Source organism: Streptomyces sp. NPDC107498 (genome assembly GCF_055582805.1).
Genome location: NZ_JBVJPE010000019.1, coordinates 44,661 through 67,012 on the forward strand (window position 1 = coordinate 44,661; position 22,352 = coordinate 67,012).

Genomic DNA, 22,352 nt, shown 5'->3' on the forward strand with positions numbered 1-22,352 from the left:
GTCTCAGCGGTACTCGGCCGGCTCCCCGCTCGACGCGCGGGAGCCGCGCCGCAGCTCGTGCACGAGCGAGCCGCGCGGCAACCCCTGCGGCACCCGCTGCTCGGCCAGGACCACGGCCGCCCCGCGCTCCATGGCGAGCTCCGCGAGCATCCGGTACGTACGGGCCGCGACCGGCGGGGCCAGGCCGAGCGACGGCTCGTCGACCAGCACCACGCGCGCGCGTGCGAGCAGCGCGCGGGAGAGCGCCAGCATCCGGCGCTCCCCGCCGGACAGCGTCCCGGCCGCCCTGGACAGGAGGGGGGCCAGTTCCGGGTACGGGGCGGTGGCGTCGTACGCGTCGGCCCAGGGCGCGGCGAGCGCGAGGTTCTCGGCGACGGTGAGGCCCGCGTACACCGCCCGCAGATCCGGTACGAAGCACAGCCCGCGGCGCGCCCGTTCGTGCGGCGGGAGGCGGGTCACGTCGGCCCCGCGCCACTCCACCCGGCCCGCCGCGAGCCGCACCGTGCCGGCCAGGGCGCGCAGGGCGGTCGTCCGGCCCGCGCCGTTGCGGCCCAGGAGGACCGTCACCGTCCCGGCGGGCACGGGCAGGTCGAGCCCGTGCAGGGCCTCCAGGGGGCCGTAGCGGACCCGGGCGGCGCGCAGGGCGATCTCGACGCTCACGACAGGATCCGGCCCCCCTCCATGGTGTGCACCGTGTGCGCGATCCCGGCGACCAGGTCCGGATCGTGCTCGACGACGAAGACGGTCAGGCCGTCCGCCGCGAGCGCGGCCAGGATCCGGGCGAGCGCGGCGGTCTCGGCGGCGTCGAGCCCGGCGGCCGGCTCGTCGAGGAGGAGCGTGTGCGGCCGCCCGGCCAGTGCGCGGGCCAGTTCGACCCGGCGCAGCGTCCCGGTGGGCAGGTCCGCCGCCGCCCGGTGCCGCACGGGCCCGGCCAGCCCGAGCAGCCGCAGGCTCCGCTCCACGGCGGCCGGGTCCCCGCGGCCCTCGCTCTGCTCCTGTCCGAGGCGGACGTTCTCCTCGACGGTGAGCGAGGGGAACACGGCGAGCCGCTGGAAGGTCCGGGCGATGCCGAGGCGGGCCCGGGCGTGGGCGGACCGGGCGGTGATGTCGGTGCCGTCGAGCGTGATCCGGCCCTGGCCCCGGCGGGGCCGGAGGGTCCCGGCGAGACAGTCGAACAGGGTGCTCTTGCCCGCGCCGTTGGGGCCGACGAGGGCGGTGACGCGGGCGGGGGAGAGGACGAGGGTGACGTGGGAGAGGGCGGTGACCCCTCCGGGGTGGACGAGGGTGAGGTCGTGTGCGCGGAGCCCCTCGCGGGGGCGGTGCGGTGCGGGCGTCGTGGGGCGGGGCCGGGCTTCGTCGGCGGCCGGCGGGCCGTGGGGGCGGTGCGTCGGGCCCTCGGCCGGACCGGCGGCCGACCGGCCGTGGGCGCGCTCCCGGCCTTCGGCCGGGGCGGTGCCGGGGGGCCCGCTCGAAGCGGTGCCGGGGGGCCCGTCCGGAACGGTGCCGGGCGCGGCGGTGGGTGGTGGGGCGTGGGGCTCGGGGCGCCTCGGCTGCGGGAGCAGCGTCAGCAGGGGCGGGAGACGGCCCGTCAGCGTGGCCAGGAGGCCGATCAGGGCCGCCGCCGTGCCCGCCCGGGGGCCCGCGTCCAAGGTGATCAGGAGGGCCGCCGCGGCCAGCGGGGTGAGGAGGCTGTCCGCGCCGAGGACCAGGACCGCCGCGAACCAGAGCAGGCCGCGCACCGGGTCGTACGCCTCGGGGTCGAAGGCGCGCAGGCCCATGCCGAGGAGCCCGCCGCCGAGGGCCGCCAGGGCCGCGCCCAGGACGAAGGCGAGGAGCTTGAGGCGGGGCACCGGGACGCCCGCCGCCTCAGCGCCCGGTTCGTGGTCCCGCAGGGCGGCCAGCGCGCGGCCCGTACGGCCCCGGCGGAGGGCCGCCACCAGGACGAGGCAGCCGGCCAGGACGACGAGCTCCAGGGCGTAGAAGGCGCGGTCGTCGGAGAAGCCCGCCGGACGGCCGAGGACCAGGCCGGCCGTCGCGTACGGCTGGGTGAGGACGAAGCGGCTCACCGCCACCCCCACGGCCAGCGTCGCCAGGGCGAGGGCCAGGCCGTGCCGCCGGATCGCCGGCCGGCCCGTCACCAGGCCCGCCGCCGCCACCATCGGCACCGCGAGCCCGAGGGCCGGGAGCGTGGGCACCCCGCCGGCCGCGAGGAGGGCCGTGAAGAGGGCGCCCAGGCCCGCGTACGCCGCCTGACCCAGCGCGATCTGGCCGCCGCGGCCCGCCACCACGACCAGCGACAGCAGGATCACGGCGAGCGCGGGGACCTGGACCGCCGTGTGCAGGTCGGAGCCCGCGAGGCCGAGCGGGAGGAGGAACAGGACGCCGACCACCGGCCAGAGGGCCGTGGGCACGCGGGCGGGCCGCGCCGGCGGCGGCAGGGCGTCCTCGCCCTTGCCGCCGACGCCCGGCAGGACGAGCGCCGCCACCAGGAGCGCCACCACGAACAGGTTCGCCCCGACGGCCCGGAGGAGCGGCTCCGCCCAGCCCTCCGGGTGCAGCCGGGTCAGCTGCGCCTGGGCGACGCCGAGGACGAGCGCGGCCGCCACGGCCACCGGCAGCGACCGCATCCGGGCGATCACCGCGACCGCGATCACCTCGACGACGAGCAGCGGCATCCCGTACGGGTCGAGCCGTACGTACGGGGCGAGCAGCACGCCCGTGAGCCCGGCCGTGAACGAGCCGAACGCCCAGCCCGCCGCCGCCACCCGATCCGCGTCGATGCCCGCCAGGACGGCGAGCGGACGGTTGTCCACGACCGCCCGCAGCTCCCGGCCGAACCGCGTCCACCGCGTCACCGCCCCCACCAGACAGGCCGGCGCGACCACCGCCGCGAGCTGCGCCCACGGTCCGTCGCCGAGCAGCACGGGCGCGTCGTCCCGGGCCCCCGGGCCCCACAGCAGCACCGCCCCGCCCACCAGGAGGACGAAGACGCCGATCGTCGCCACCAGGGCCCGCGCCGGACCGGCGCCGAGCAGCGCGAGGGGGCGGAAGACGCCCCGGTCGAGGACCAGACCGATGCCGGGGGCGACGAGGAGGAGCGTGACCAGGACGCCCAGGGGCAGCGGCCAGCCCCAGTCGACCACCAGCTGGCGGAGCACGTACGCGCAGACCATGGCGACGGCTCCGTGCGCGAGGTTCAGCACCCCCGTCGCCCGGTGGGTGACGATCAGGCCGATGCCGGTGAGCGCGGCGGCGCTGCCGATCGCGAGGCCGGCGAGCGTCAGCTCGTACGTCAGGGAGGCCACGGCTCACACACCGGGCAGGGGGCGAGCTCCGCGTCCCCCGCCTCCACGGCCTCCGCCCTGCCCGCCACCAGCGGACAGTCCGGGCGATGCGCGAGGGTCCCCTCCGGGACCCGCAGGAAGGGGCCGTCCGAGGACGGCGGGGGAGGCTCCTCCGGGCCGCCGGGGAGGCGCGGCCGGGAAGGGCGTACGGGAAGCAGCGCCGCCGCGCCGACGAGGACCGCGCCCGCCACGAGGAGCGCGGCCCCCGGCACCGTGCACGAGGCCAGATAGGGCAGCTGGCGCTCCGCGAAGCGCTCGCCGGAGATCCCGTACCAGCCGAGCGCGCAGAGCACCGCGCCCCCGGCGGCCGCCGCGAGACCGCTCCAGAGCAGGATCCGGGATGTCGGCACGGGGCCCTCCCTCGTCTCTTCCTTGCACTATGCCCCGTTCCGTCCCACCCTGGAAACACCAGCCGTTCCGGACCGGGGGGACACCCGGTGGTGAGCCAGATGGTTGTCGTACGACGCGGTGGGCGCTCCCGCCTCGCGGTCCTCGGGACCGTCGCCGTCCTCGCCCTGGCGCCCGTCCTCGCGAGCTGCTCGGACGACGGGGGGTCGAAGGGCGGCGGCGCCGTCTCGTCCGCCCCGCCCGCCACGACGGCCCCGCCGCCGGCGGGCGACGAGCCCGCCGACCCGGCCGCGGCCAGGGCGGAGATCACCGAGAACTGGACGGCGTTCTTCGACCCGAAGACGCCCGTCGCCGAGAAGGCGAGGCTCCTGGAGGACGGGGAGCGGATGCGGCCGGTGCTCGCCGCCTTCGCCGGTGACAAGAACGCGGCCGTGACCTCCGCGAAGGTCACCCACGTCGAGTTCACGTCGGCCACCGGCGCGAACGTCACCTACGACCTGCTGGTCGGCGGGAACCCGGCGCTGCCCGGCTCCCGGGGCACCTCCGTCCTCCAGAACGACACCTGGAAGGTCTCCGTGAAGACCCTGTGCGGCCTGGTCGAGCTGAGCGGTGTCACCGTCCCGGGCTGCTGAGGCGGTCGCGGCGCTGCTCCTGGCCGTGCTGCTCGCCCTCCTCACGGCCTGCGGCAGCCGGCTCCCGGAGCGCGACTTCGGGACGCGGCCCGCCGCCCGCCCCTCCGGCGGTGAGCCGCTCCGCGTCGGGATCATCACCAGCGCCACCAGCCCCGTCGGCGGGGAGGCCCTCACCGGCCCGCGCGACGGGGCCCGCGCCTGGTTCGACGCCCTCAACGCGCACGGAGGCCTCGACGGGCGCCGCATCGAGGTCGAGACCTGCGACGACGGCGGCAGCGGCGTCGGCGACAACGCGTGCGTGCACCGGCTGATCGACGAGCGCGGTGTCTTCGCCCTCGTCGCCACCACCGCCCTGAACTACGCGGGCGCGTCGCTCGTCGCCCGGGCCGGCGTCCCCGACATCGGTGGCCAGCCGCTCACCCCCGCCTACGACACCTATCCGCACCTCTACGGCATCTACGGCAGCTCCGCCCCGCGCACCGGCCGCGCCCCCGGCTGGGGCGGCACGCTGTACGGCGGGACCGAGGTCTACCACTGGTTCCGGAAGGAACTGGGCGCACGGACCGCCGCCGTCGTCTCCTACAACCAGGCGGCCTCCGCCGCCTACGCCCGCCTGGTCGCCCGGGGACTGCGCGCCGAGGGCTACCGCGTCGTCGAGGAGCAGGTCGACTTCGCCCTGCCCGACTTCCGCGCCGTCGCCGCCGACCTGCGGGCCCAGCACGCCGACCTCCTCTTCGACGCGATGGACACCCACGGCAACGTGCGCCTGTGCGAGGCGATGGAGGCGCTCGGGGTCCGGGTCGCCGCCAAGGTGACCAACGTGCAGAACTGGTCCTCCGCCGTCGCCCGCGACTACGCCCGGACCCCCGGCTGCCGGGCCTCGCTGTGGGTGACGGGCTCCAGCCGGAACTACGAGGACACCGGACACCCGGAGGTCCGCGCCTTCCGCGCGGCCATGGGCGACCGGCCCCCGTCCCAGTGGCAGCTGGAAGGGTGGGCGGCGGCGATGTGGTTCACCGACGCGGCCCGCTCCTGCCTCGCCCGGGGCGCGCTCACCCGCGGCTGCGTCGAGGAGTTCATGAACCGTCCGGAACCGTACACCGCGCGCGGACTGCTGCTCCCCGTACGGTTCGAGCACCTGGCCCGGCCGCCCGCCACCCGGAACACCTGCCTGTCCGTGGCCCGTTGGCAGGACGGGCGGGGCTGGGTGAGCCAGGGCGACATGACCGGGAACTGCGCGACGGTCCCCCAGCTCGGCTACCGGCCGTGAACGGTCCTCCCCTCACCGGCAGTACAGTCGGGCACCGACCGACTGACCGACTGACCGGGGGGAACCGGCAGTACGATGCGCATCTCCTTCCTGCTCCACAACGGCTACCACTACGGCGGCACGATCCGGACCACGTTCACGCTCGCCGAGGAACTGGCGCGGCGCCACGAGGTCGAGATCGTCTCGGTGTTCCGCCACCGCGACCGGCCGCGGCTCGACCTGCCGACGGGGGTGACCCTGCGTCACCTCGTCGACGTGCGCCGGGACAGCCCGGGATACGACGGCGACCACCCCGACTTCCACCGCCCCGCCGAGGTCTTCCCGCGCGGCGACGGCCGTTGGAAGCAGTACAGCGCGCTCACCGACACCCGGATCGGGGAACACCTCCGCGGGGTGGAGGCCGACGTCCTCGTCGCCACCCGCCCCGGGCTCAACGTGCACCTCGCCCGGCAGGCCCGGCGGGGGCCGGTCCTCGTCGGCCAGGAACACCTGATACTGGGCGGCCACAGCTACCGGCTGCGCCGGGACATCGCCCACGAGTACGCGCTCCTCGACGCCGTCACCACGGTCACCGAGGCCGACGCCCGGGCCTACCGCGCGCTCCGGCTGCCCGGCGTACGCGTCGAGGCCGTCCCCAACAGCGTGCCCGCGCCCTCCGTACGACCCGCCGACCCCGCGGCGAGGACCGTCGTCGCGGCGGGCCGGCTGACCCGGGTCAAGCGGTACGACGTGCTGATCGACGCCTTCGCGTCCGTGGCCGCCGACCATCCCGACTGGAAGCTGCGGATCTACGGCTCCGGCGACGCCGTCCAGGACCTCAAGGCCCCGCTGGCCCGCCAGATCCGGGACCGCGGGCTCGACGGGCAGGTCTTCCTCATGGGGGCCGTCACCCCGATGGAACCGGAGTGGACCAAGGGCTCGATCGCCGCGGTGACCTCGCAGCGCGAGTCCTTCGGCATGACGATCGTCGAGGCGATGCGGTGCGGGCTGCCGGTGGTCTCCACCGACTGCCCCCACGGGCCGCGCGAGATCATCGAGGACGGGGTCGACGGCCGGCTCGTGCCGGTCGACGACGTCGCCGCCGTCGCGGGGGCGCTGCGGGCGTTCGTCGAGGACGAGGAGCTCCGGGCCGGGGCGGGGCGGGCGGCGCTCGCCGCGTCCGAACGCTTCGACCCGTCGCGGATCGCCGCGCGGCACGAGGCCCTGTGGACGGAGCTCGCCGCGCGGGGCGCGGGGCGGCGGGTGCACGGGGCCGGGCGGGTGCGGGTGCATCGGGGGGTGGGGCGGGTGGTGGACGCGGTCTACGCCCAGAAGGCGAGGGCGGGCCGCCTCCTCCGCCGCCTCCGCTGACGCGCCTGCCGGGCACCTCCCGGCGGGCCGCACCCGGCGGGGCGGTGCCCCGGCCCGCCTCCGTGTGGGCCGCACCCGGCGGGGCGGTGCCCCCGCCCCCCCCGCCCGTGTGGGCAATCGTCCCGCTGGGCGAGGGGGTCCCCCCTGCTCGAGCGGAGCCGAGAGCTTGGGGGAGGGTGGGCACACGGGACGGCGCCCTGCAGCGGCGCCTCCGCGTTCCGCGCCTTGATCCGCACCACGAGTGCACCGCACAGTCCGGTGCGGGTCAGGGCGTGGGAGCCTCGGGCGCCGGCAGGGGCGCCGTTCCGTTGTGCCCACCCGTTCCGCCCCAGCGGAACAGTTGCCCACAACGGGGTGGGTGGGCTCCGCCCCAGCGGAACGATTGCCCACAACGGGGGCGGCGGCCGGCGCAGCCCGTAGCGGGGTGGGCGCCGCCCCGGTGGAGCGGTTGTCCGCGACGGGGTCCGGCGGGGCGTCGGCCCCCGGGGACCGGGTTGCGGTCGTGGTGGCCGGGAGGGCTGGCAGACTCGGGGCATGGTGGAGACCTCCGCACGGCTGTTGCGGCTGCTGTCGTTGCTCCAGGCCCATCGCGAGTGGTCCGGTGCGGATCTCGCCGGGCGGCTCGGGGTGACGGCCCGCACCGTGCGCCGGGACGTGGACCGGCTGCGGGAGCTCGGCTACCCCGTGCACGCCAGCCCCGGCACGGGCGGTGGGTACCGGCTCGGGGCCGGCGCCGAGCTGCCGCCGCTGCTCCTCGACGACGAGGAGGCCGTCGCGGTCGCGGTCGGGCTGCGGTCGGCCGCCGGCCAGGGCGTCGAGGGCATCGGCGAGAGCTCCGTACGCGCCCTGGCGAAACTGGAGCAGGTCCTGCCGGGCCGGCTCCGGCGCCGGATCGGGGCGCTCAACGCCTTCACGGTGCCCCTGCTGCGCACCCCGAGGGAACGGGTCGACCCGGCGGTCCTCACCGAACTGGCCAACGCCTGCCGGGACGGCGAGCGGCTCCGCTTCGCCTACCGCGACCACGGCGGCGCGGCCACCCGCAGGACCGTCGAGCCGCACCGTCTGGTGTGCACGGAGCGGCGCTGGTACCTGGTCGCCTGGGACCTGGACCGGGACGACTGGCGGACGTTCCGGGCCGACCGGATCGAGCCGACCCCGCCGCACGGTCCCCGCTTCCCTCCCCGCGAGCCGCCCGCCGAGGACCTGGCCGCCTACGTGGCGAAGGGGGTGTCCCGTACGGCCTACGCGGTGGAGGCGACGGTCCGGCTCTTCGTCCCGCTCGCCGAGGCGGCCGCCGTCGCGGGGCCGCTGGACGGGGTCCTGACGGCGGACGGCGAGGACGCCTGTCTGCTGCGGACGGGGGCGGGCACCCTCGACACGATGGTGTTCCACGTGGCGTTCATGGGCTTCGAGTTCGAGGTGGTCGAGCCGCCGGAGCTCGCGGAGGCGGTCCGGACGCTCAGGGACCGGTTGTCCCGGGCCCTCGATCGGCCGGGGGACGCCCCGGCGACCCGGCGCTGATCCGCACCCGCTCGTACGCCGCGAACTCCGGGCGGGCCGGCCCGGTGCGCGGGAAGAAGGCGAACGCGGTGGCCGGGCGGAGGCGGCCGATCTTCTCGTGGCCGGTCGTGACGAGCCGGTCGATCACGACGCGGCCGTGTCGCCGCCTGGCTGATTCGGCGGTCGCGGTCGCGGTCGCGGTCGCCGTCCCGCGGCCCGTCGCCGCCTCCGCCTCGCCGTCGTCCCGGCTCCGCGGCTCCGGGCGTTCCGCCGGCGTAAGCATTGTGTAAGGGAAGAGTGTGTGGCGTGCGTGCGCGTCGCCGACACAATTCGGGACGGCTCGCGGGAAGAGGGGAATTGCCGCGTCTTCTCCGTGCCTCGTCCGCGCTTCCGCGCCCTTCGTGCGAACTGATGGGCACCGCTCGGAATTACTGGAGAAACGGCCGGAAACCCGCCCCGCGACGGGCGTGCCGGCAGGTCAAACATATGTCGAGAACTTGTGACACAAGCGTGACCGGGGAGGGACTAACGTGAGGTTCATGTCACCCACTTCGCGCACTCCCGAACCGCCCCGCGACGCTCCCGACTCCTATGTGGGCCTCGACGCCGAAGCGGCCGAGCGGCTCGCCAGGACCCGCGGCTGGAGCGTCGTCCGGTCCCTGCCGCCCGGCTCGATCATCACCATGGAGTACCTGTCCGGGCGCATCAACTTCGAGGTCGAGGGCGGCGCCGTCACCCGCTGCTGGCTCGGCTGAGGAACCGGCCGGACCGTACGCGAAAGGGCCCCGGCCGAGGTGGCCGGGGCCCTTTCGCGTGTGCGGAGGGGGTGCGGATCAGCCGCGGGTGACCGGGGCGCGCCGGCCGCCGGCCATCCCCACGGGCTCCCGGACGGGCTCGCGCACCGGCTCCTCGGGCGCGGGCGGGCGCGGCGGGAAGAACCCGGGACGCGGACCGCCGGAGGCCACGGGCAGCGAGGGCACGAGCCGGCGACGCTCCCGCAGCCGCTCCCGCATCCGCTCGCGCGCGGCGAGGATCCAGGACTCCGCCACGGCCAGGACCGGCTCGCACCAGGGCAGCGCGAGCAGGACGAGGAGCCCGGCGGCCCAGCCGAGCAGCACGTCGCTCAGCCAGTGCGTGCCGAGGTAGACGGTGGTGAGGCCGACGCCGAGGGCGACCACGGCGGAGAGGGCCGAGAGATAGCGCCGGGCCCTCGGCGTGGTCGCCAGGTAGGCGAGGATGCCCCAGGTCACGACCGCGTTGGCGGTGTGCCCCGAGGGGAATATGTCGCCTCCGGCGAAGAGCTCGGCGGAGCCGACCTGGGTCGCGTAGTGGGGTCCGAGGCGGCCGAGCCCGAGCTTGACCGCGCCCACCGAGACGTTGAGCAGCAGAAGGGCGGCGCCCAGGCACAGCAGGGGGCGCAGGGTGTGCTGGCGCCAGGAGCGCCAGCCCAGCCAGGCGGCCACCATGACGGCCGTGGGCCCGCGCTGGCCGAGGACGACGTAGTAGTCGAGGAAGCCGTGGATCTCGGGCCACTGCTGGTACGGCCGGAAGAGCATGATCTTCCAGTCGAGGGTCACCAGCCACGTCGACAGCAGGACGGCCACGACGATGGCGAGATAGAACGCCGACGTCCCGCCGAAGAGGGCGAGACGCGTGCGGGTCATCCGCGGGACCTCTATCTTCGGCGGTTCCGGCTCCCGGTCCAGCCGGGCAAAGATGTCGGTACGCACCCAATGGACGTTACAGGGAGTGAGAAGCAGACCCGGGCGTTCCGCTCCCTTCGTGATGACCATGTGATGTGGAGTGGGTCTCAGTGGCCGGTCCATTCGGGCCGTCCGTCGGGAAATCCGATGACCTTCCGCGCTATTCCCGCGCGGGGCGATTCCGAAAGTGTGTTTGAGCGCCCGGGAATTCCCTCAAACAGGCGTCCGTGCGGAATTCCATGCGACGCGCGGCCCGCGCCGAGTGGCGTACGCCACACCCCGAGCCCCGGCGAGGTGAGAGCTGCACCACGCGCTCGGGCCTTGAACTCGCGTACGCTGACGGCTCACTCGCCCGTCGATGCCGGGCCGCCCCAGGGGCATACGCCCTGGTCACAGCCCACCGAGCGCGAGAGCTTCACTGGGAGGTACGTACATGTCGCGGACGAACACGGCCCAAGGGCGATCGCGTTCCGCCGTCGGCTCCGGCACCAATCGCTGGGTCGTCCTCGTCGTCCTCTGCGTCAGCCTTCTCCTGGTCGCCCTGGACGCGACCATCCTCCACGTCGCCGTCCCCTCGCTCACCGAGGACCTGCGCCCCAGCTCCACCGCGCTGCTCTGGATCGTCGACGCCTACCCCCTGGTCTGCGCGTCGCTGCTGATCCTCTTCGGCACCCTCGGCGACCGGGTCGGCAGACGGAGGGTCCTCCTCCTCGGCTACGCGCTCTTCGGCATCGCCTCGGCGGTCGCCGCGCTCGCCACCGAGCCCGCGGTCCTCATCGGGGCCCGCGCGCTGCTCGGCGTCGGCGGCGCCATGATCATGCCCGCCACGCTCTCCCTCCTCCGGACCGTCTTCCCCGACCGGAGGGAGCGCGCCGCCGCGATCGGCGTCTGGACCGCCACGGCCGCGGTCGGGGCCGCCACCGGACCGGTGCTCGGCGGCTTCCTCGTCGAGAACTACTGGTGGGGCTCCGTCTTCCTCATCAACATCCCGCTGATGGCGCTGATCCTCCCGCTCGGCCGCCGGCTCCTCCCCGAGTCCCGGGGCGCCGCCGACGGCCCCTGGGACGTGCTCGGCGCGCTCATGGCCGCGGCCGGCGTGCTCGGCTGCGTCCTCGGCGTCAAGCGCGCCGGGGCCGGCGAACCGCTGTTCGCCCTGCCGACCGCCGGGCCGCTGCTGCTCGGCGCCGCGCTCCTCGTCCTCTTCGTACGGCGGCAGAAGCGGCGCCCGCACCCGCTGATCGACCTGCGGCTCTTCTCCCGGGCCGCCTTCACCACCTCGGTCGGCTGCATCGTCATCGGCATGCTGGCCCTGGTCGGCCTGGAGCTCATCGCCGTCCAGTACCTCCAGCTGGTCCTCGGCCTCAGCCCCCTGGAGACCGGCCTCCGGCTCCTCCCGCTGACCTTCGCCGCCATGGCCGCCGGCGCCACCGGCTCGTACACCCTGCGCCGGATCGGGCCGCGCCGGATGGTCGGCTGGGGCTTCCTGCTCACCGCCGCCGCGGTGCTGCTGCTGACGCTCATGGGGCAGCACGACCGGCCGCTGCTGCTCACGGCGGGGTTCGTGCTGCTCGGTTTCGGCCTGCAGACCACGCTCTTCTCGGCGTACGAGTCGATGCTCAGCGAGGCGCCGCAGCGGAGCGCGGGCGGCGCGGCCGCGATCGGCGAGACCTCGTACCAGCTCGGCGCGGGCATGGGCATCGCCCTGCTCGGCAGCGTGATGAACGCCGCGTACGCCCCTGCGCTCTCCTCGGTCCCCGGAGTGCCCGCGGAAGCGGGCCGGGCGGCGGCGAACTCGCTCGGGGAGGCCTACAAGGTCGCCGATCAGCTCGGCGGCACGGCCGGGGACGCCCTGCACCAGGCCGCCCGCCACTCCTTCGTGCACGGCCTGCACGTCACGCTCTTCGTGAGCGCCGGGCTGCTGCTCGTCGGCGCGCTGATGGCCCGGCGGCTGCCGCGGGTCATGGAGTGTCCGGTGGATCCGGAGGAGGCCTTCGACGTGCGGGAGGCCCAGGAGTCCCTCTCGGCCCAGGAGTCGCCCTCGGCCCAGGAGGGTCCGGTCCGGGCCGCGGAGCCGGCCGGTTCCCCGGGGACGCCCGGTCCTTCGGGGCGGGCCGACCGCTCGGGGCGGATCGGTTCCCCGGAGGCGGTCGAGCCGCGGGTGCCCGCGACCCGGGAAGCGATCGAGCCCGCCGGCTCGGGGCGTCCGGCGCACTGACCCGACCCCGTCGGGAGGCGCCGGGTCCGGCCGGCGGACCCGCTCAGCTCTGGTTGAAGAAGCCGTCCTGCTGACGTCGGCCCGTCTCGCCGGTGACGATCTGGGTGTCGGCGGGGGTCAGCAGGAAGACCCGCGTCGCCACGCGCTCGATGGAACCGCGCAGGCCGAAGGCGAGGCCGGCGGCGAAGTCGACGACGCGCTTGGCGTCGTTCGGCTCCATCGCGGTCAGGTTCACGATCACCGGAACCCCGTCCCGGAAGAGCTCGCCGATGCCCCGGGCGTCCCGGAAGCCGTCCGGGGAGACGGTGGCGATCCGGCGGCCCCGCTCCTCGGCGGTGTCCGTGGCCACCCGGACCCGGGGGTCCGTCACCCAGGCGTCGCCGCCCTCGGCACCGTCGGCGTACTCGTCGTCGTAGTAACGCTCGTCGTTGTCCTCGACGAGTCCCAGCCAGGCACTCGCCTTGCGCACCGATCCCATGGACGCCTCCTTTCAGCGCGGTCACTTGTGGTTCCGCATTCCCTATCGTCGTCCATCATGCGGATCGCGCGCCAAGTGGATAGGCGCCGCGCAGGGGATTCGTGACGGTACTGGTGCAGAACGTGAGGGCCGTTTCCTGGCGATTCGTCAGGAAACATAGGGTATGCGGCCCCTGATGGAGGGCCATGTAGCTGAAAATATGAAAGTCGGGTCACAAGGGTGACGATGGGCGCGTACGGGTGAACGGACCCACTCGCTACGATGCCGCGAGGTCGCCCGGCGGACCTTCGCCCGCCACAGCCCACGACTCACGGGGGAGTCCTTGTTCGGAATCGTCAGACCCTGCACCCATCGCCTCACCGACGGTCTCAAGACCGAGTGGATGGCCCACCTCTGCGGCCTCTGCCTGGCACTCCGCGCCGACCACGGGCAGTTCGCCCGGATCGTCACCAACTACGACGGGCTCATCGTCTCCATCCTGACGGAGGCTCAGACCGGCGTGACCGAGGCGGGCCGCCGCACGGCCGGGCCCTGCGCGCTGCGCGCCATGCGGACCGCCCCCGTCGCCCGCGGCGAGGGAGCCAGGCTCGCCGCCGCCGTCTCGCTCGTCCTCGCCTCGGCGAAGGTGCGGGACCACGTCGCCGACAGGGACGGCCTGTTGGCCCGCCGCCCCGTCGCCGCCGCGGCCCGCCGCGTCGCCCGCTCCTGGGACAGGGCCGGGGCCAGGACCGGTCGGGACCTCGGCTTCGACACCGCCCTCCTCGTCGACGCCGTCGACCGCCAGACCGGCATCGAGGCCCTGGCCGGGCCCGGCACCCCCCTGCTCGTCGTCACCGAGCCGACCGAGACGGCGACCGCCGCCGCCTTCGCGCACACCGCCGTCCTCGCGGGACGGCCGGGGAACGCGGCGCCGCTCGCCGAGGCGGGCCGCCTCTTCGGCCGCCTCGCCCACCTCCTCGACGCCGTCGAGGACCAGGCCGCCGACGCCGAGACCGGCGCGTGGAACCCGCTCACCGCCACCGGCACCTCCCGCGCGGAGGCCCGCCGACTCGCCGACGACGCCCTCCACGGCATCCGCCTCGCCCTGCGGGACGCCGAGTTCGCCGACGGCAGGCTCGTCCACGTCCTCCTCGCCCACGAGCTGCGCACCTCGGTCGACCGCGCCTTCGGCACGACCGGCTGCTCGCACGGAGCGCAGGACGTGCGGGCCGCCCACGGCCCGGTGCCGGGGAACCCGTACGGGGGCCAGGCCCCCGGCCCGTACGGCGCGCAGAACCCCCACGGGGGCGGAAACCCGTACGGCGGTGGGAACCCCTACGGAGGTGGCGGGAACCCCTACGGCGGCGGCCCCATGGGTCCGGGCGGGCCCGGCGGCCCCGGCGGGCCCGGCGGTCTGCCGCCGCAGTTCGGCGGCGGCGCGCCCCGGGCGCCCAAGCCCCGCGGCTTCCTCGCCGGGTGCGCCATGTTCACCTGGCTCTTCTGCACCTGCCAGATCTGCTGCGCCAAGGAGTACGAGGGCCCCTGGTCCCGCAAGAAGCGCGAGGGCTGCTGCCGGGACTGCGACTGCGACTGCGGCGGCTGTGACGGTTGCGACTGCTGCTGCCCCTGCGACGGCTGCTGACGCCCCGTCGGTCATCCCCGCCGGACCCCCGCACCGCTACTTCTTCGGCGCCGGGATCTCCGGCGGGGAGATCCGCGACCGCTCGATGCCCGAGGCGGTCACCCCCCACTTCCTCAGGATCCGGTCGTACGTCCCGTCGGCCTTCAGGCCGTTCACCGCGGCCTGGAAGGCCGGCGCGAGCGGAGTGCCCTTCTTGAAGGCGAAGCCGACGTCGAGGCGCCGGTACTCGTTGAGGAACCTCACGTTCTCCTGCTGCGTCACCGCGTACCGCACGCCGTTGATCGTGTTCATCACGACGTCGCTGCGGCCCTGCTGGAGCGACATCCAGATCGCCCCGGTCTCGCTGTAGACGTTCACCTCGTACGGCGGCTTCCCGGCCTGCGCGCACCGGCCCTCGTTCTTCTCCAGGGTCCGCTCGAAGGTGGTGCCGGCGTTCACCGCCACCTTCAGGCCGCACAGCCGGGTCAGGTCGGTGACCGCCTTCAGGGGGCTGTCCGCCCGGACGGCGAACCCCTGCCCGTCGTTGACGTACGTCACGAAGTCGATGGTCCTGCGCCGCTCCTCCGTCACGCCGAAGTTCCCCGTGCCGACGTCGTACTTGCCGCTGCCGAGCGCCGGCAGGATCGCCTCGAAGCCGACCACCTCGCGCTTCAGCTCCAGACCGAGGGCCTTCGCCACGGCGGCCGAGAAGTCGGCGTCCACGCCCACGACGGTCCTGCCGTCCGGCAGGTAGGCCGAGCTGGGCGGAGTCCCCACCGAGGAGGCGAGCGCCAGACTGCCGCGCTGCCGCACGTCGGCGGGGAGCAGCTTCGCCGCCGCCTCGTTCTTCTTCACCCCCGCCACCACGTCCTCGGTCGGGAGCGCGCCCTTCGCGGCGCCCGGCGCTCCCGAGGCCCCGGCCGGGGCGGTCGCCGGTTCGCCGCCCGAGCAGGCGGTGAGGCCGAGGGCGGCCGCGGTGATCAGGGCGAAGACGAGGGTGGTGCGTGCGGTGCCGGAACTCGTGCGCGTACTCATGGCTTCGGGTTCTCCAGGAATTTCTCGAACGGCAGCGGGCCGATCGACTCGGGATCGGCGGACACGTCGAAGAGCGGGCGGTAGCCGCTCGCCAGGTAGAGGCCCCTGGCCTCGGGCTGGCGCGGCCCCGTCGTGAGGTAGACGCGGGAGTAGCCGCGGCCGGCGGCCTCCCGTTCGAGCACGGTGAGGACCCGGCGGGCGAGACCGCGCCTGCGGTGCGCCGAGTGGGTCCAGATCCGCTTCAGTTCGGCGGTCCTGTCGTCGTAGCGGCGGTAGGCGCCGCCCGCCACGGGCCGGCCCTGCTCCAGGAGGAGCAGGAAGGCGCCGTGCGGAGGGGCGAACTCCGCCGCCGGGTAGCGGCTCAGATCGTGCGCGGAGCCGTAGCGGGTCGTGTACTCGTGCGCCAGCTCGTCGAGGAGCGGGCGCGCCAGGGGATCGGAGGTCGTGGTCCGGTGCACGGACAACGCGAAGGTCATGACGGTCCTTCAGGGCGAAGGAGGGCAGGGGAGAGCCGCTGGAAGGAAGGAGGGAACAGGGCGGAGCGAGGGGAGGGGAGGGCTCAGGCGCTCACGAGGGACCTGGGTGTGAAGGCGCCGCGGAGGACAGCACGCGGGCGGGGAGGAGCAGAGGGTCGGCTCAACAGGAAGAGGACCACACGCGACCGAAGTCGATGTGGGAGCGCGTGACCAGCTGCTGCGGATGCATGGCCCCAGTGGAACAGGCATCCGGTCCCGCGTCAACCACGATGAGACGTACGGCTCACAGTGCGGACGCCCTTGACAGCGGGCCGTGTTGACCGCATAGCCTCGAAGGGCGGATCGGGCTGAGGGGCCCGGATCCGCGGCTCAGCGCGTGTGAAGGCGCACCCCGTGTTCGATCCTCTGGCATCCACGGAGCCCTCGCATGTCCGCGACCCTCGTCACCACCCCCGCCACGGCACCGCCGGCCGAACCGCCCCCGCGCGTGGTCCCCGCCCGCCGCACCGGCCAATGGACCGCGGCCGTCGCCGTCCTCGTCCTGCTCGCGCTCGCCCTCGTCTCGGTCGTCCGCAACAAGGCCTTCCAATGGGACGTCGTCGCCGCGTACTTCACCTCCGCGTCCGTCCTGCGCGGCCTCGGCCTCACGCTGTGGCTGACCGCCCTCGTCATGGCCCTCGGCTTCGTCCTGGGCACCCTGCTCGCCGTCCTCAGGCTCTCCGCCAACCCCGTTCTCCGCGCGGTCAGTTGGGGTTACATCTGGTTCTTCAGGTCCACCCCGATCCTGGTCCAGCTGCTCTTCTGGTTCAACATCGGCGTGCTGTACCCGCAGATCCTCGGCGTGAACACGGTCAACCTCCTCGGCCCCGTCGCCGTCGCCGTCATCGGCCTCACCCTGCACGAGGCCGCCTACGCCGCCGAGGTCGTCCGCGGCGGCATCCTCTCCGTCGACCGGGGCCAGATCGAGGCCGCCCAGTCCCTCGGCCTCGGCCGCGGGCGCCGGCTCTCCCGGATCGTGCTGCCGCAGGCCATGCGCGCGATCGTCCCGCCCGCCGGGAACATGCTGATCGGCACCCTCAAGGGCACCTCGATCGTCTCCGTCATCGCCGTCCAGGACCTGCTCTACTCGACCCAGCTCGTCTACCACCGCACGTACGAGATCATCCCGCTGCTGCTCGTCGCCACGCTCTGGTACGTCGCCGTCACCTCGGTCCTCGGCATCGGCCAGCACTACGTCGAGCGGCACTACGCCCGCGGAACGGCCGGTGCGCGATGAGCCCGCGCCGCTCCCTCGTGATCGTGGGCGCCGGGCCGCGGGGGACCGGCTTCCTCGAACGGCTCGCCGCCAACCTGCCCGAGCTGTACGACGACGAGCCCCTCGACGTCCACCTCGTCGATCCGCACCCGGCGGGCCCCGGCCGCATCTGGCGCACCGCGCAGTCCCCGCTGCTCTGGATGAACTCCCGGGCCGACGACGTCACGATGTTCACCGACGAGACCGTCGAGCTCGAAGGGCCCGTCCGCCCCGGCCCCACCCTCGCCGAATGGGCCGGCATCGACGGCCGCGCCTTCCCCACCCGCCCCCAGCAGGGCGCCTACCTGCGCTGGGTGTACGAGCGGGCCCGCGACGCCCTGCCTGCCTCCGTCACCGTCCACGAGCACCGCACCACCGCCCTGCGGATCGGCGGCCCCCGCGACGGGCGCCAGCGGGTCCGGCTGGAGGGCACCGCCGTGCCCCTCCTCGCCGACCTCGTCGTCCTCACCGTCGGCCACCTCGACGCCGAACCCGACGGGGAGCAGCGGCGGCTCGCCGACTTCGCCGCCCGCCACCGGCTCCTCCACCTCCCGCCCGACTTCACCGCCGACGCCGACCTCGCCGCCCTCCCCGCCGGCGAACCCGTCCTCGTCCGCGGCTTCGGCCTCGCCTTCGTCGACCTGATGGTGCTGCTCACCGAGGGCCGCGGCGGACGGTACGAGGGCGAGGGCGACGAGCTCGTCTACGTGCCCTCCGGCAGGGAGCCGGTGCTGCACGTCGGATCGCGCCGGGGCGTCCCGTACCACGCGAAGATCGGCTACGCCCTCGACGGCGAACGGCCCCCGCTGCCCCGCTTCTTCGGCACCGAGCAGACCGACGCCCTGCTCCGGCGCACCGGTCCGATCGACTTCCGGCGCGACGTGTGGCCGCTCATCGACAAGGAACTCGGCTGGGCCCACTACCACCGGCTCTTCTCCGCCCATCCCGAGCGGACCGCGCTCGCCTGGAACGACTTCGAGAAGGCCTACGAGCAGGCGCCGCCGCGCGGGGCCGAACTCGCCGCGCTCGTCGCCGCGGCCGTCCCCGACCCGGCCGACCGGCTCGACCTCGACGCCCTCGACCACCCCCTGGACGGCCTGCGGTACGCCTCCGCGGAGGCCCTCCAGCAGGGCCTGCGCGCCTACGTCACCGATGACCTGACCCGTCGTCACGACCCCGCCCACAGCCCCGACGCCGCCGTCTTCGCCGGTCTGCTCTCCGTCTACGGCCAGCTCCTGCGCCTCGGCAAGCGCCTGGACCCCGGCGCCTGGTGGCACGGCTTCTTCAGCTACCTCGCCTCCGGGCCGCCCGGCCCCCGGCTGCGGCAGCTCCTCGCGCTCTCCCGCGCCGGCGTCGTCCGCTTCCTCGGCCCGGGGGTCACCGTCGAGACCGACGAGGAGCGCGGTCTCTTCCGGGCCGGATCCGCCGCCGTGCCGGGCGGGTGGACCGAGGCCCGCGCCCTCGTCGAGGCCCGGATCCCCGACCCCACCCCGGAGCTCACCGGCAGCCCCCTGCTCCGCGCCCTGTACGAGGACGGGGCCCGCGCCACCCCCGGCGGCCTCCTCGTCGTCGACCCCGTCGACGGCCGGATCCTGGAGCGCGACGGGCGCCCGCACCCGCGCCGCTTCGCCCTCGGCCCGCACACCACCGCCCGCACCGGCAGCGCCTTCACCAGGCCCCGTACCGGCGGGGTCGCCTTCGGGCAGAACGACGCCGCCGCGCGGGCCGCCCTGACCTTCCTGCGCGACGGGGAGTGTCGCCTCCCCGCCCCGCTGAGCGCCTGATCCGCGCACCCTCCGCCCGTGCCCCGTTCCCGAGGAACCGCCATGTCTCTCACCAGCGATCCGCCCGTCACGAAGGACCCCGTCACCACGCCGGCCGCGTCCCCCGCACTCGTGGTCGTCCCGGTGCGCCACCCCTGGCGCTGGGCGGCCGTCGCCGCCACCGCCGTGCTGCTCGTCCAGTTCGCCCACGGGCTCGTCACCAACCCCGGCTGGGAATGGGACGTCTTCGCCGCCTTCTTCACCACCGAGACGATCCTGCGCGCCGTCTGGGTCACCCTCCAGCTCACCTTCTACGGCACCGCGCTCGGCTTCGCGCTCGGCATCCTGCTCGCCTTCATGCGCCTGTCCGCCAGCCCGTTCCTGCGGTCGGTCGCCTTCGGCTACACCTGGGCCTTCCGCTCCATCCCGCTCATCGTCCAGCTGCTCTTCTGGTTCAACCTGGCCTACCTCTACGAGGAACTGAGCATCGGCGTCCCCTTCGGGCCGGGCTTCCTCTCCTTCGACACGACGGGCCTCGTCGGCGAGATGGGCGCCGCCGTCCTCGGACTCGCCCTGCACCAGGCGGCCTACGCGGCGGAGATCGTCCGGGGCGGCGTACTCGCCGTCGACGAGGGCCAGTCGGAGGCGGCCGCCGCCCTCGGCATCCCCCGGCTCCGGCAGGTGCGGCGGATCGTGCTGCCGCAGGCGATGCGCTCGATCCTGCCCAACGCCGCCAACGAGATCATCTCGCTCTTCAAGGGCACCTCGATCGTCTCCGTGATGGCGATCGGCGAACTCTTCTACCAGGTCCAGGTCGTCTACGGCCGCAACGGCCGCGTCGTCCCGCTCCTGATGGTCGCCACCGCCTGGTACGTCCTGCTCACCACCGCGCTCTCCGTCGTCCAGCACTACGTCGAACGCCACTACGCGAAGGGGAGCGCCCGATGAGCTCCGTCACCGCCACCGCGGGGGCCACCACCGCCAAGGTCGAGATCCGCTCGGTCCACAAGCGCTTCGGCGCCCTCCACGTCCTGCGCGGCATCGACCTCGACGTCCGGGCCGGCGAGGTCACCGTCGTCCTCGGCCCCTCGGGCTCCGGCAAGTCCACCCTGCTGCGCACCATCAACCACCTGGAGAAGGTCGACAGCGGCACGGTCGGCGTGGACGGCGTCCTCGTCGGCTACCGCCGCTCCGGGAACAAGCTCTACGAGCTGCGCGAGCGCGAGATCCTCAAGCAGCGCACCCGGATCGGCTTCGTCTTCCAGAACTTCCACCTCTTCCCGCACCTCACCGTCCTGGAGAACATCGTCGAGGCGCCGGTCTCGGCCCTGAAGCGCCCCCGCAAGGACGCCGAGGCCGCCGCCCGGAAGCTCCTCGAACGGGTGGGTCTCGCCGACAAGGCGGAGGCGTACCCCAAGCAGCTCTCCGGCGGGCAGCAGCAGCGGGTCGCCATCGCCCGCGCGCTCGCCCTGGAACCGGGCCTGCTCCTCTTCGACGAGCCGACCTCCGCGCTCGACCCCGAACTCGTCGGCGAGGTCCTCGACGTCATCAAGGACCTGGCCGCCTCCGGCACCACCATGATCGTCGTCACCCACGAGATCGGCTTCGCCCGCGAGGTCGCCGACACCGTGGTCTTCATGGACGAGGGCCGGATCGTCGAGCAGGGTCCGCCGGCCGAGGTGCTCGACGCCCCGCGCCACGAGCGGACCCGCGCCTTCCTCTCCAAGGTCCTCTGACCTCCCCTCACCCTCAGGAGCATCGCCATGAAGACCCGTCGCACCCTCCTCACCGCCCTCGCCTCGCTCGCCGCCCTCGGGCTCCTCACCGCCTGCGGCTCGGGCGACGCCGCCGTCGGCGAGATCAAGCCGGAGGGACAGGAGGACACCGGCATCAACGTGACCCCGGACCAGAACCGCGTCCACACCGCCGAGGTCGACGCGATCGCCGCCAAGCTGCCCGCGGCCGTCCGCGAGAGAGGCACTTTGATCCTCGGCGTCTCCGCCAAGAGCAATCCGCCGCTCGCCTTCCGCGCCACCGACGACAGGACGCTGATCGGCGTCGAGGTCGACCTCGCCACCCTGGTCGCCGACACCCTCGGCCTGAAGCCCGAGTTCAAGCCGGTCTCCTGGGAGAACCTCTTCGTCGGCCTGGACAGCGGCAAGTACGACGGCGTCTTCTCCAACGTCACCGTCACCGAGGAGCGCAAGGACAAGTACGACTTCGCGACCTACCGCCTCGACGACCTCGCCTTCGAGGCGAAGAAGGGGTCCGGCTGGACGGTGAAGGGTCCCGAGGACGTGGCGGGCAAGCGGATCGCCGTCGGCAGCGGCACCAACCAAGAGAAGATCCTCGTCGACTGGTCCCGGCAGAACGAGAAGGCCGGCCGCAAGGGCGTCGACATCAAGTACTACGACAACACCACCGACTACTACCTCGCCCTCCAGTCCGGCCGGATCGACGGCTACCTCGGTCCCAACCCCACCGTCGCCTACCACGTGGCCTCCGCCGGGCAGACCGAGGCCGTCGGCAAGTTCTCCGGAGCGGGCGCCGGGCTCCAGGGCAAGATCGCGGCCACCACGAAGAAGGACAGCGGCCTGGTCGCCGCCTACGCGGCGGCCATCGACCACATCGTCGAGAACGGCACCTACGCGCAGGTCCTGAAGCGGTGGGGGCTGGGCGACGAGGCCGTGCGGAAGTCGGAGATCAACCCGCCCGGGCTGCCCCGCACCGAGAACTGAGGCCCCTGCTCCCGAAGACCGGCACCCGGCCGTCCGCCGCCCCGCCGCAGAGCCCGCCCCGGGCTCCGCGGCGGGGCGGCGGCACCCGAGCACGACCCCGGCCGCCCTCCGCCGTGCGTACGGCGGTCTTGTGCGTCCGTTCCGGAAGGGCCACTATCACTGGCAGTGCATGTCAGGGACACGTCACCTGACGGCGCCTCACGGCCCCCCACCCAGGGGCCCCTCCGCTTTTCCCAGAAGGAGAACAGTGAGGAGAACAGTGAGGAACAACCGCACCCGTCTGCCCGCCGTCACCGCCGGCCTCGCCGCCGCGACCGCCCCCGGCCTCCCCGGCGCCCAGGCCGCCCCCGCGCCCGGCCCGCCGGAGCCGCGCAACTCGCCCGCGCCGACGCCACCGTCCGCCACTCCGGCGGCGGCACGGTGAAGGGTCCGATCCGGACCGACGTCTGCGCCGAGCCCGACGGCTCCGGCGGCCCGCTCCACGACGGCACCAAGGCGCTCGGCACCACCTCCGGCGGCAGCGGCGACCGCCGGTCGGGCGGCACCGCCTTCTTCCCGCCGGCCCCCGAGGCCCCCGCCGCGTACAAGGCCGGGTCCTACTGAGCC

General features: G+C 74.5%; 21 protein-coding genes and 1 pseudogene. 14 read left to right on the forward strand and 8 right to left on the reverse strand.

Annotated features, from left to right (window positions below; genetic code table 11):
• Positions 1–3 precede the first annotated feature (3 nt).
• The 3 genes from ACZ66Z_RS28175 to ACZ66Z_RS28185 are packed head-to-tail and all read right to left on the reverse strand — an operon-like array spanning position 4 to position 3,694.
• Complete coding sequence (locus tag ACZ66Z_RS28175) at positions 4–660, reverse strand: ABC transporter ATP-binding protein (protein ID WP_469938164.1); 657 nt, start codon at positions 658–660, stop codon at positions 4–6.
• Positions 657–3,305 (reverse strand): ABC transporter permease subunit, encoded by a 2,649-nt coding sequence (locus ACZ66Z_RS28180; protein ID WP_469938165.1) that lies wholly within the window; start codon positions 3,303–3,305, stop codon positions 657–659. Before ACZ66Z_RS28180 ends, ACZ66Z_RS28175 begins: the two co-directional genes overlap by 4 nt.
• Positions 3,293–3,694 carry a hypothetical protein gene (locus ACZ66Z_RS28185; protein ID WP_469938166.1) on the reverse strand — a complete coding sequence of 134 codons (402 nt, stop codon included), beginning with the start codon at positions 3,692–3,694 and terminating at the stop codon, positions 3,293–3,295. The genes ACZ66Z_RS28180 and ACZ66Z_RS28185 overlap by 13 nt, the downstream gene beginning before the upstream one ends.
• A gap of 99 nt (positions 3,695–3,793) precedes the next feature.
• Between ACZ66Z_RS28185 and ACZ66Z_RS28190 the strand changes: the two genes are divergently transcribed.
• From ACZ66Z_RS28190 to ACZ66Z_RS28205, 4 genes are all read left to right on the forward strand, one after another.
• The gene (locus ACZ66Z_RS28190) at positions 3,794–4,324 is read left to right on the forward strand and encodes an MTB12 C-terminal domain-containing protein (protein WP_469938167.1); all 531 of its coding nucleotides are present in this window, start codon (positions 3,794–3,796) and stop codon (positions 4,322–4,324) included.
• Positions 4,302–5,594, forward strand: coding sequence for an ABC transporter substrate-binding protein (locus ACZ66Z_RS28195; RefSeq protein ID WP_469938168.1), 1,293 nt, complete (start codon positions 4,302–4,304; stop codon positions 5,592–5,594). Before ACZ66Z_RS28190 ends, ACZ66Z_RS28195 begins: the two co-directional genes overlap by 23 nt.
• 75 nt (positions 5,595–5,669) lie before the next feature.
• Positions 5,670–6,944 (forward strand): glycosyltransferase, encoded by a 1,275-nt coding sequence (locus ACZ66Z_RS28200; protein ID WP_469938169.1) that lies wholly within the window; start codon positions 5,670–5,672, stop codon positions 6,942–6,944.
• A 534-nt stretch (positions 6,945–7,478) separates the two neighbouring features.
• On the forward strand, positions 7,479–8,465 hold the full coding sequence (locus ACZ66Z_RS28205; protein WP_469938170.1) for a helix-turn-helix transcriptional regulator: 987 nt from the start codon (positions 7,479–7,481) through the stop codon (positions 8,463–8,465).
• Here ACZ66Z_RS28205 and ACZ66Z_RS28210 read toward each other — a convergent pair.
• Positions 8,404–8,727 (reverse strand): hypothetical protein, encoded by a 324-nt coding sequence (locus ACZ66Z_RS28210; RefSeq protein WP_469938171.1) that lies wholly within the window; start codon positions 8,725–8,727, stop codon positions 8,404–8,406. The two genes, ACZ66Z_RS28205 and ACZ66Z_RS28210, sit on opposite strands and share 62 nt — an antisense overlap.
• A gap of 256 nt (positions 8,728–8,983) precedes the next feature.
• Between ACZ66Z_RS28210 and ACZ66Z_RS28215 the strand changes: the two genes are divergently transcribed.
• Positions 8,984–9,199, forward strand: coding sequence for an I78 family peptidase inhibitor (locus tag ACZ66Z_RS28215; RefSeq protein ID WP_469938172.1), 216 nt, complete (start codon positions 8,984–8,986; stop codon positions 9,197–9,199).
• 99 nt (positions 9,200–9,298) lie between these two features.
• On the opposite strand, the pseudogene ACZ66Z_RS28220 reads toward ACZ66Z_RS28215, so the two are convergent.
• A pseudogene (locus tag ACZ66Z_RS28220) lies at positions 9,299–10,174 on the reverse strand (phosphatase PAP2 family protein); the annotation flags it as partial.
• A 406-nt stretch (positions 10,175–10,580) separates the two neighbouring features.
• Here ACZ66Z_RS28220 and ACZ66Z_RS28225 point away from each other — a divergent pair.
• Positions 10,581–12,362 (forward strand): MFS transporter, encoded by a 1,782-nt coding sequence (locus ACZ66Z_RS28225; RefSeq protein WP_469938173.1) that lies wholly within the window; start codon positions 10,581–10,583, stop codon positions 12,360–12,362.
• Between the two features lie 43 nt (positions 12,363–12,405).
• Here the strand turns inward: ACZ66Z_RS28225 and ACZ66Z_RS28230 are convergent, their stop codons facing one another.
• Entirely contained in the window at positions 12,406–12,840 is a 435-nt protein-coding gene (locus ACZ66Z_RS28230; protein WP_015032577.1) for a cell division protein SepF, read from the reverse strand.
• A gap of 322 nt (positions 12,841–13,162) precedes the next feature.
• On the opposite strand from ACZ66Z_RS28230, the gene ACZ66Z_RS28235 reads away from it, so the two are divergent.
• Positions 13,163–14,461, forward strand: coding sequence for a DUF5685 family protein (locus ACZ66Z_RS28235; RefSeq protein WP_469938174.1), 1,299 nt, complete (start codon positions 13,163–13,165; stop codon positions 14,459–14,461).
• A 36-nt stretch (positions 14,462–14,497) separates the two neighbouring features.
• Here ACZ66Z_RS28235 and ACZ66Z_RS28240 read toward each other — a convergent pair whose 3' ends face one another.
• Entirely contained in the window at positions 14,498–15,475 is a 978-nt protein-coding gene (locus ACZ66Z_RS28240) for an ABC transporter substrate-binding protein (protein ID WP_469938175.1), read from the reverse strand.
• A complete protein-coding gene (locus tag ACZ66Z_RS28245; RefSeq protein ID WP_469938176.1) occupies positions 15,472–15,951 on the reverse strand; it encodes a GNAT family N-acetyltransferase in 480 nt (159 codons plus the stop codon). Before ACZ66Z_RS28245 ends, ACZ66Z_RS28240 begins: the two co-directional genes overlap by 4 nt.
• A gap of 427 nt (positions 15,952–16,378) precedes the next feature.
• On the opposite strand from ACZ66Z_RS28245, the gene ACZ66Z_RS28250 reads away from it, so the two are divergent.
• The 7 genes from ACZ66Z_RS28250 to ACZ66Z_RS28280 all read left to right on the forward strand — a co-directional run bounded on the left by ACZ66Z_RS28250 (position 16,379) and on the right by ACZ66Z_RS28280 (position 22,349).
• Positions 16,379–17,227, forward strand: coding sequence for an amino acid ABC transporter permease (locus ACZ66Z_RS28250; protein WP_469938177.1), 849 nt, complete (start codon positions 16,379–16,381; stop codon positions 17,225–17,227).
• Entirely contained in the window at positions 17,224–19,029 is a 1,806-nt protein-coding gene (locus ACZ66Z_RS28255) for an FAD/NAD(P)-binding protein (protein WP_469938178.1), read from the forward strand. The genes ACZ66Z_RS28250 and ACZ66Z_RS28255 overlap by 4 nt, the downstream gene beginning before the upstream one ends.
• A gap of 42 nt (positions 19,030–19,071) precedes the next feature.
• A complete protein-coding gene (locus tag ACZ66Z_RS28260) occupies positions 19,072–19,956 on the forward strand; it encodes an amino acid ABC transporter permease (protein ID WP_469938179.1) in 885 nt (294 codons plus the stop codon).
• Positions 19,953–20,744, forward strand: coding sequence for an amino acid ABC transporter ATP-binding protein (locus tag ACZ66Z_RS28265; protein WP_469938180.1), 792 nt, complete (start codon positions 19,953–19,955; stop codon positions 20,742–20,744). Before ACZ66Z_RS28260 ends, ACZ66Z_RS28265 begins: the two co-directional genes overlap by 4 nt.
• A 27-nt stretch (positions 20,745–20,771) precedes the next feature.
• Positions 20,772–21,746, forward strand: a complete 975-nt coding sequence (locus ACZ66Z_RS28270; RefSeq protein ID WP_469938181.1) for an ABC transporter substrate-binding protein — start codon at positions 20,772–20,774, stop codon at positions 21,744–21,746.
• 259 nt (positions 21,747–22,005) lie between these two features.
• A complete protein-coding gene (locus ACZ66Z_RS28275; RefSeq protein WP_469938182.1) occupies positions 22,006–22,170 on the forward strand; it encodes a hypothetical protein in 165 nt (54 codons plus the stop codon).
• Positions 22,167–22,349, forward strand: a complete 183-nt coding sequence (locus ACZ66Z_RS28280) for a hypothetical protein (protein ID WP_469938183.1) — start codon at positions 22,167–22,169, stop codon at positions 22,347–22,349. Before ACZ66Z_RS28275 ends, ACZ66Z_RS28280 begins: the two co-directional genes overlap by 4 nt.
• Positions 22,350–22,352: the final 3 nt, after the last annotated feature.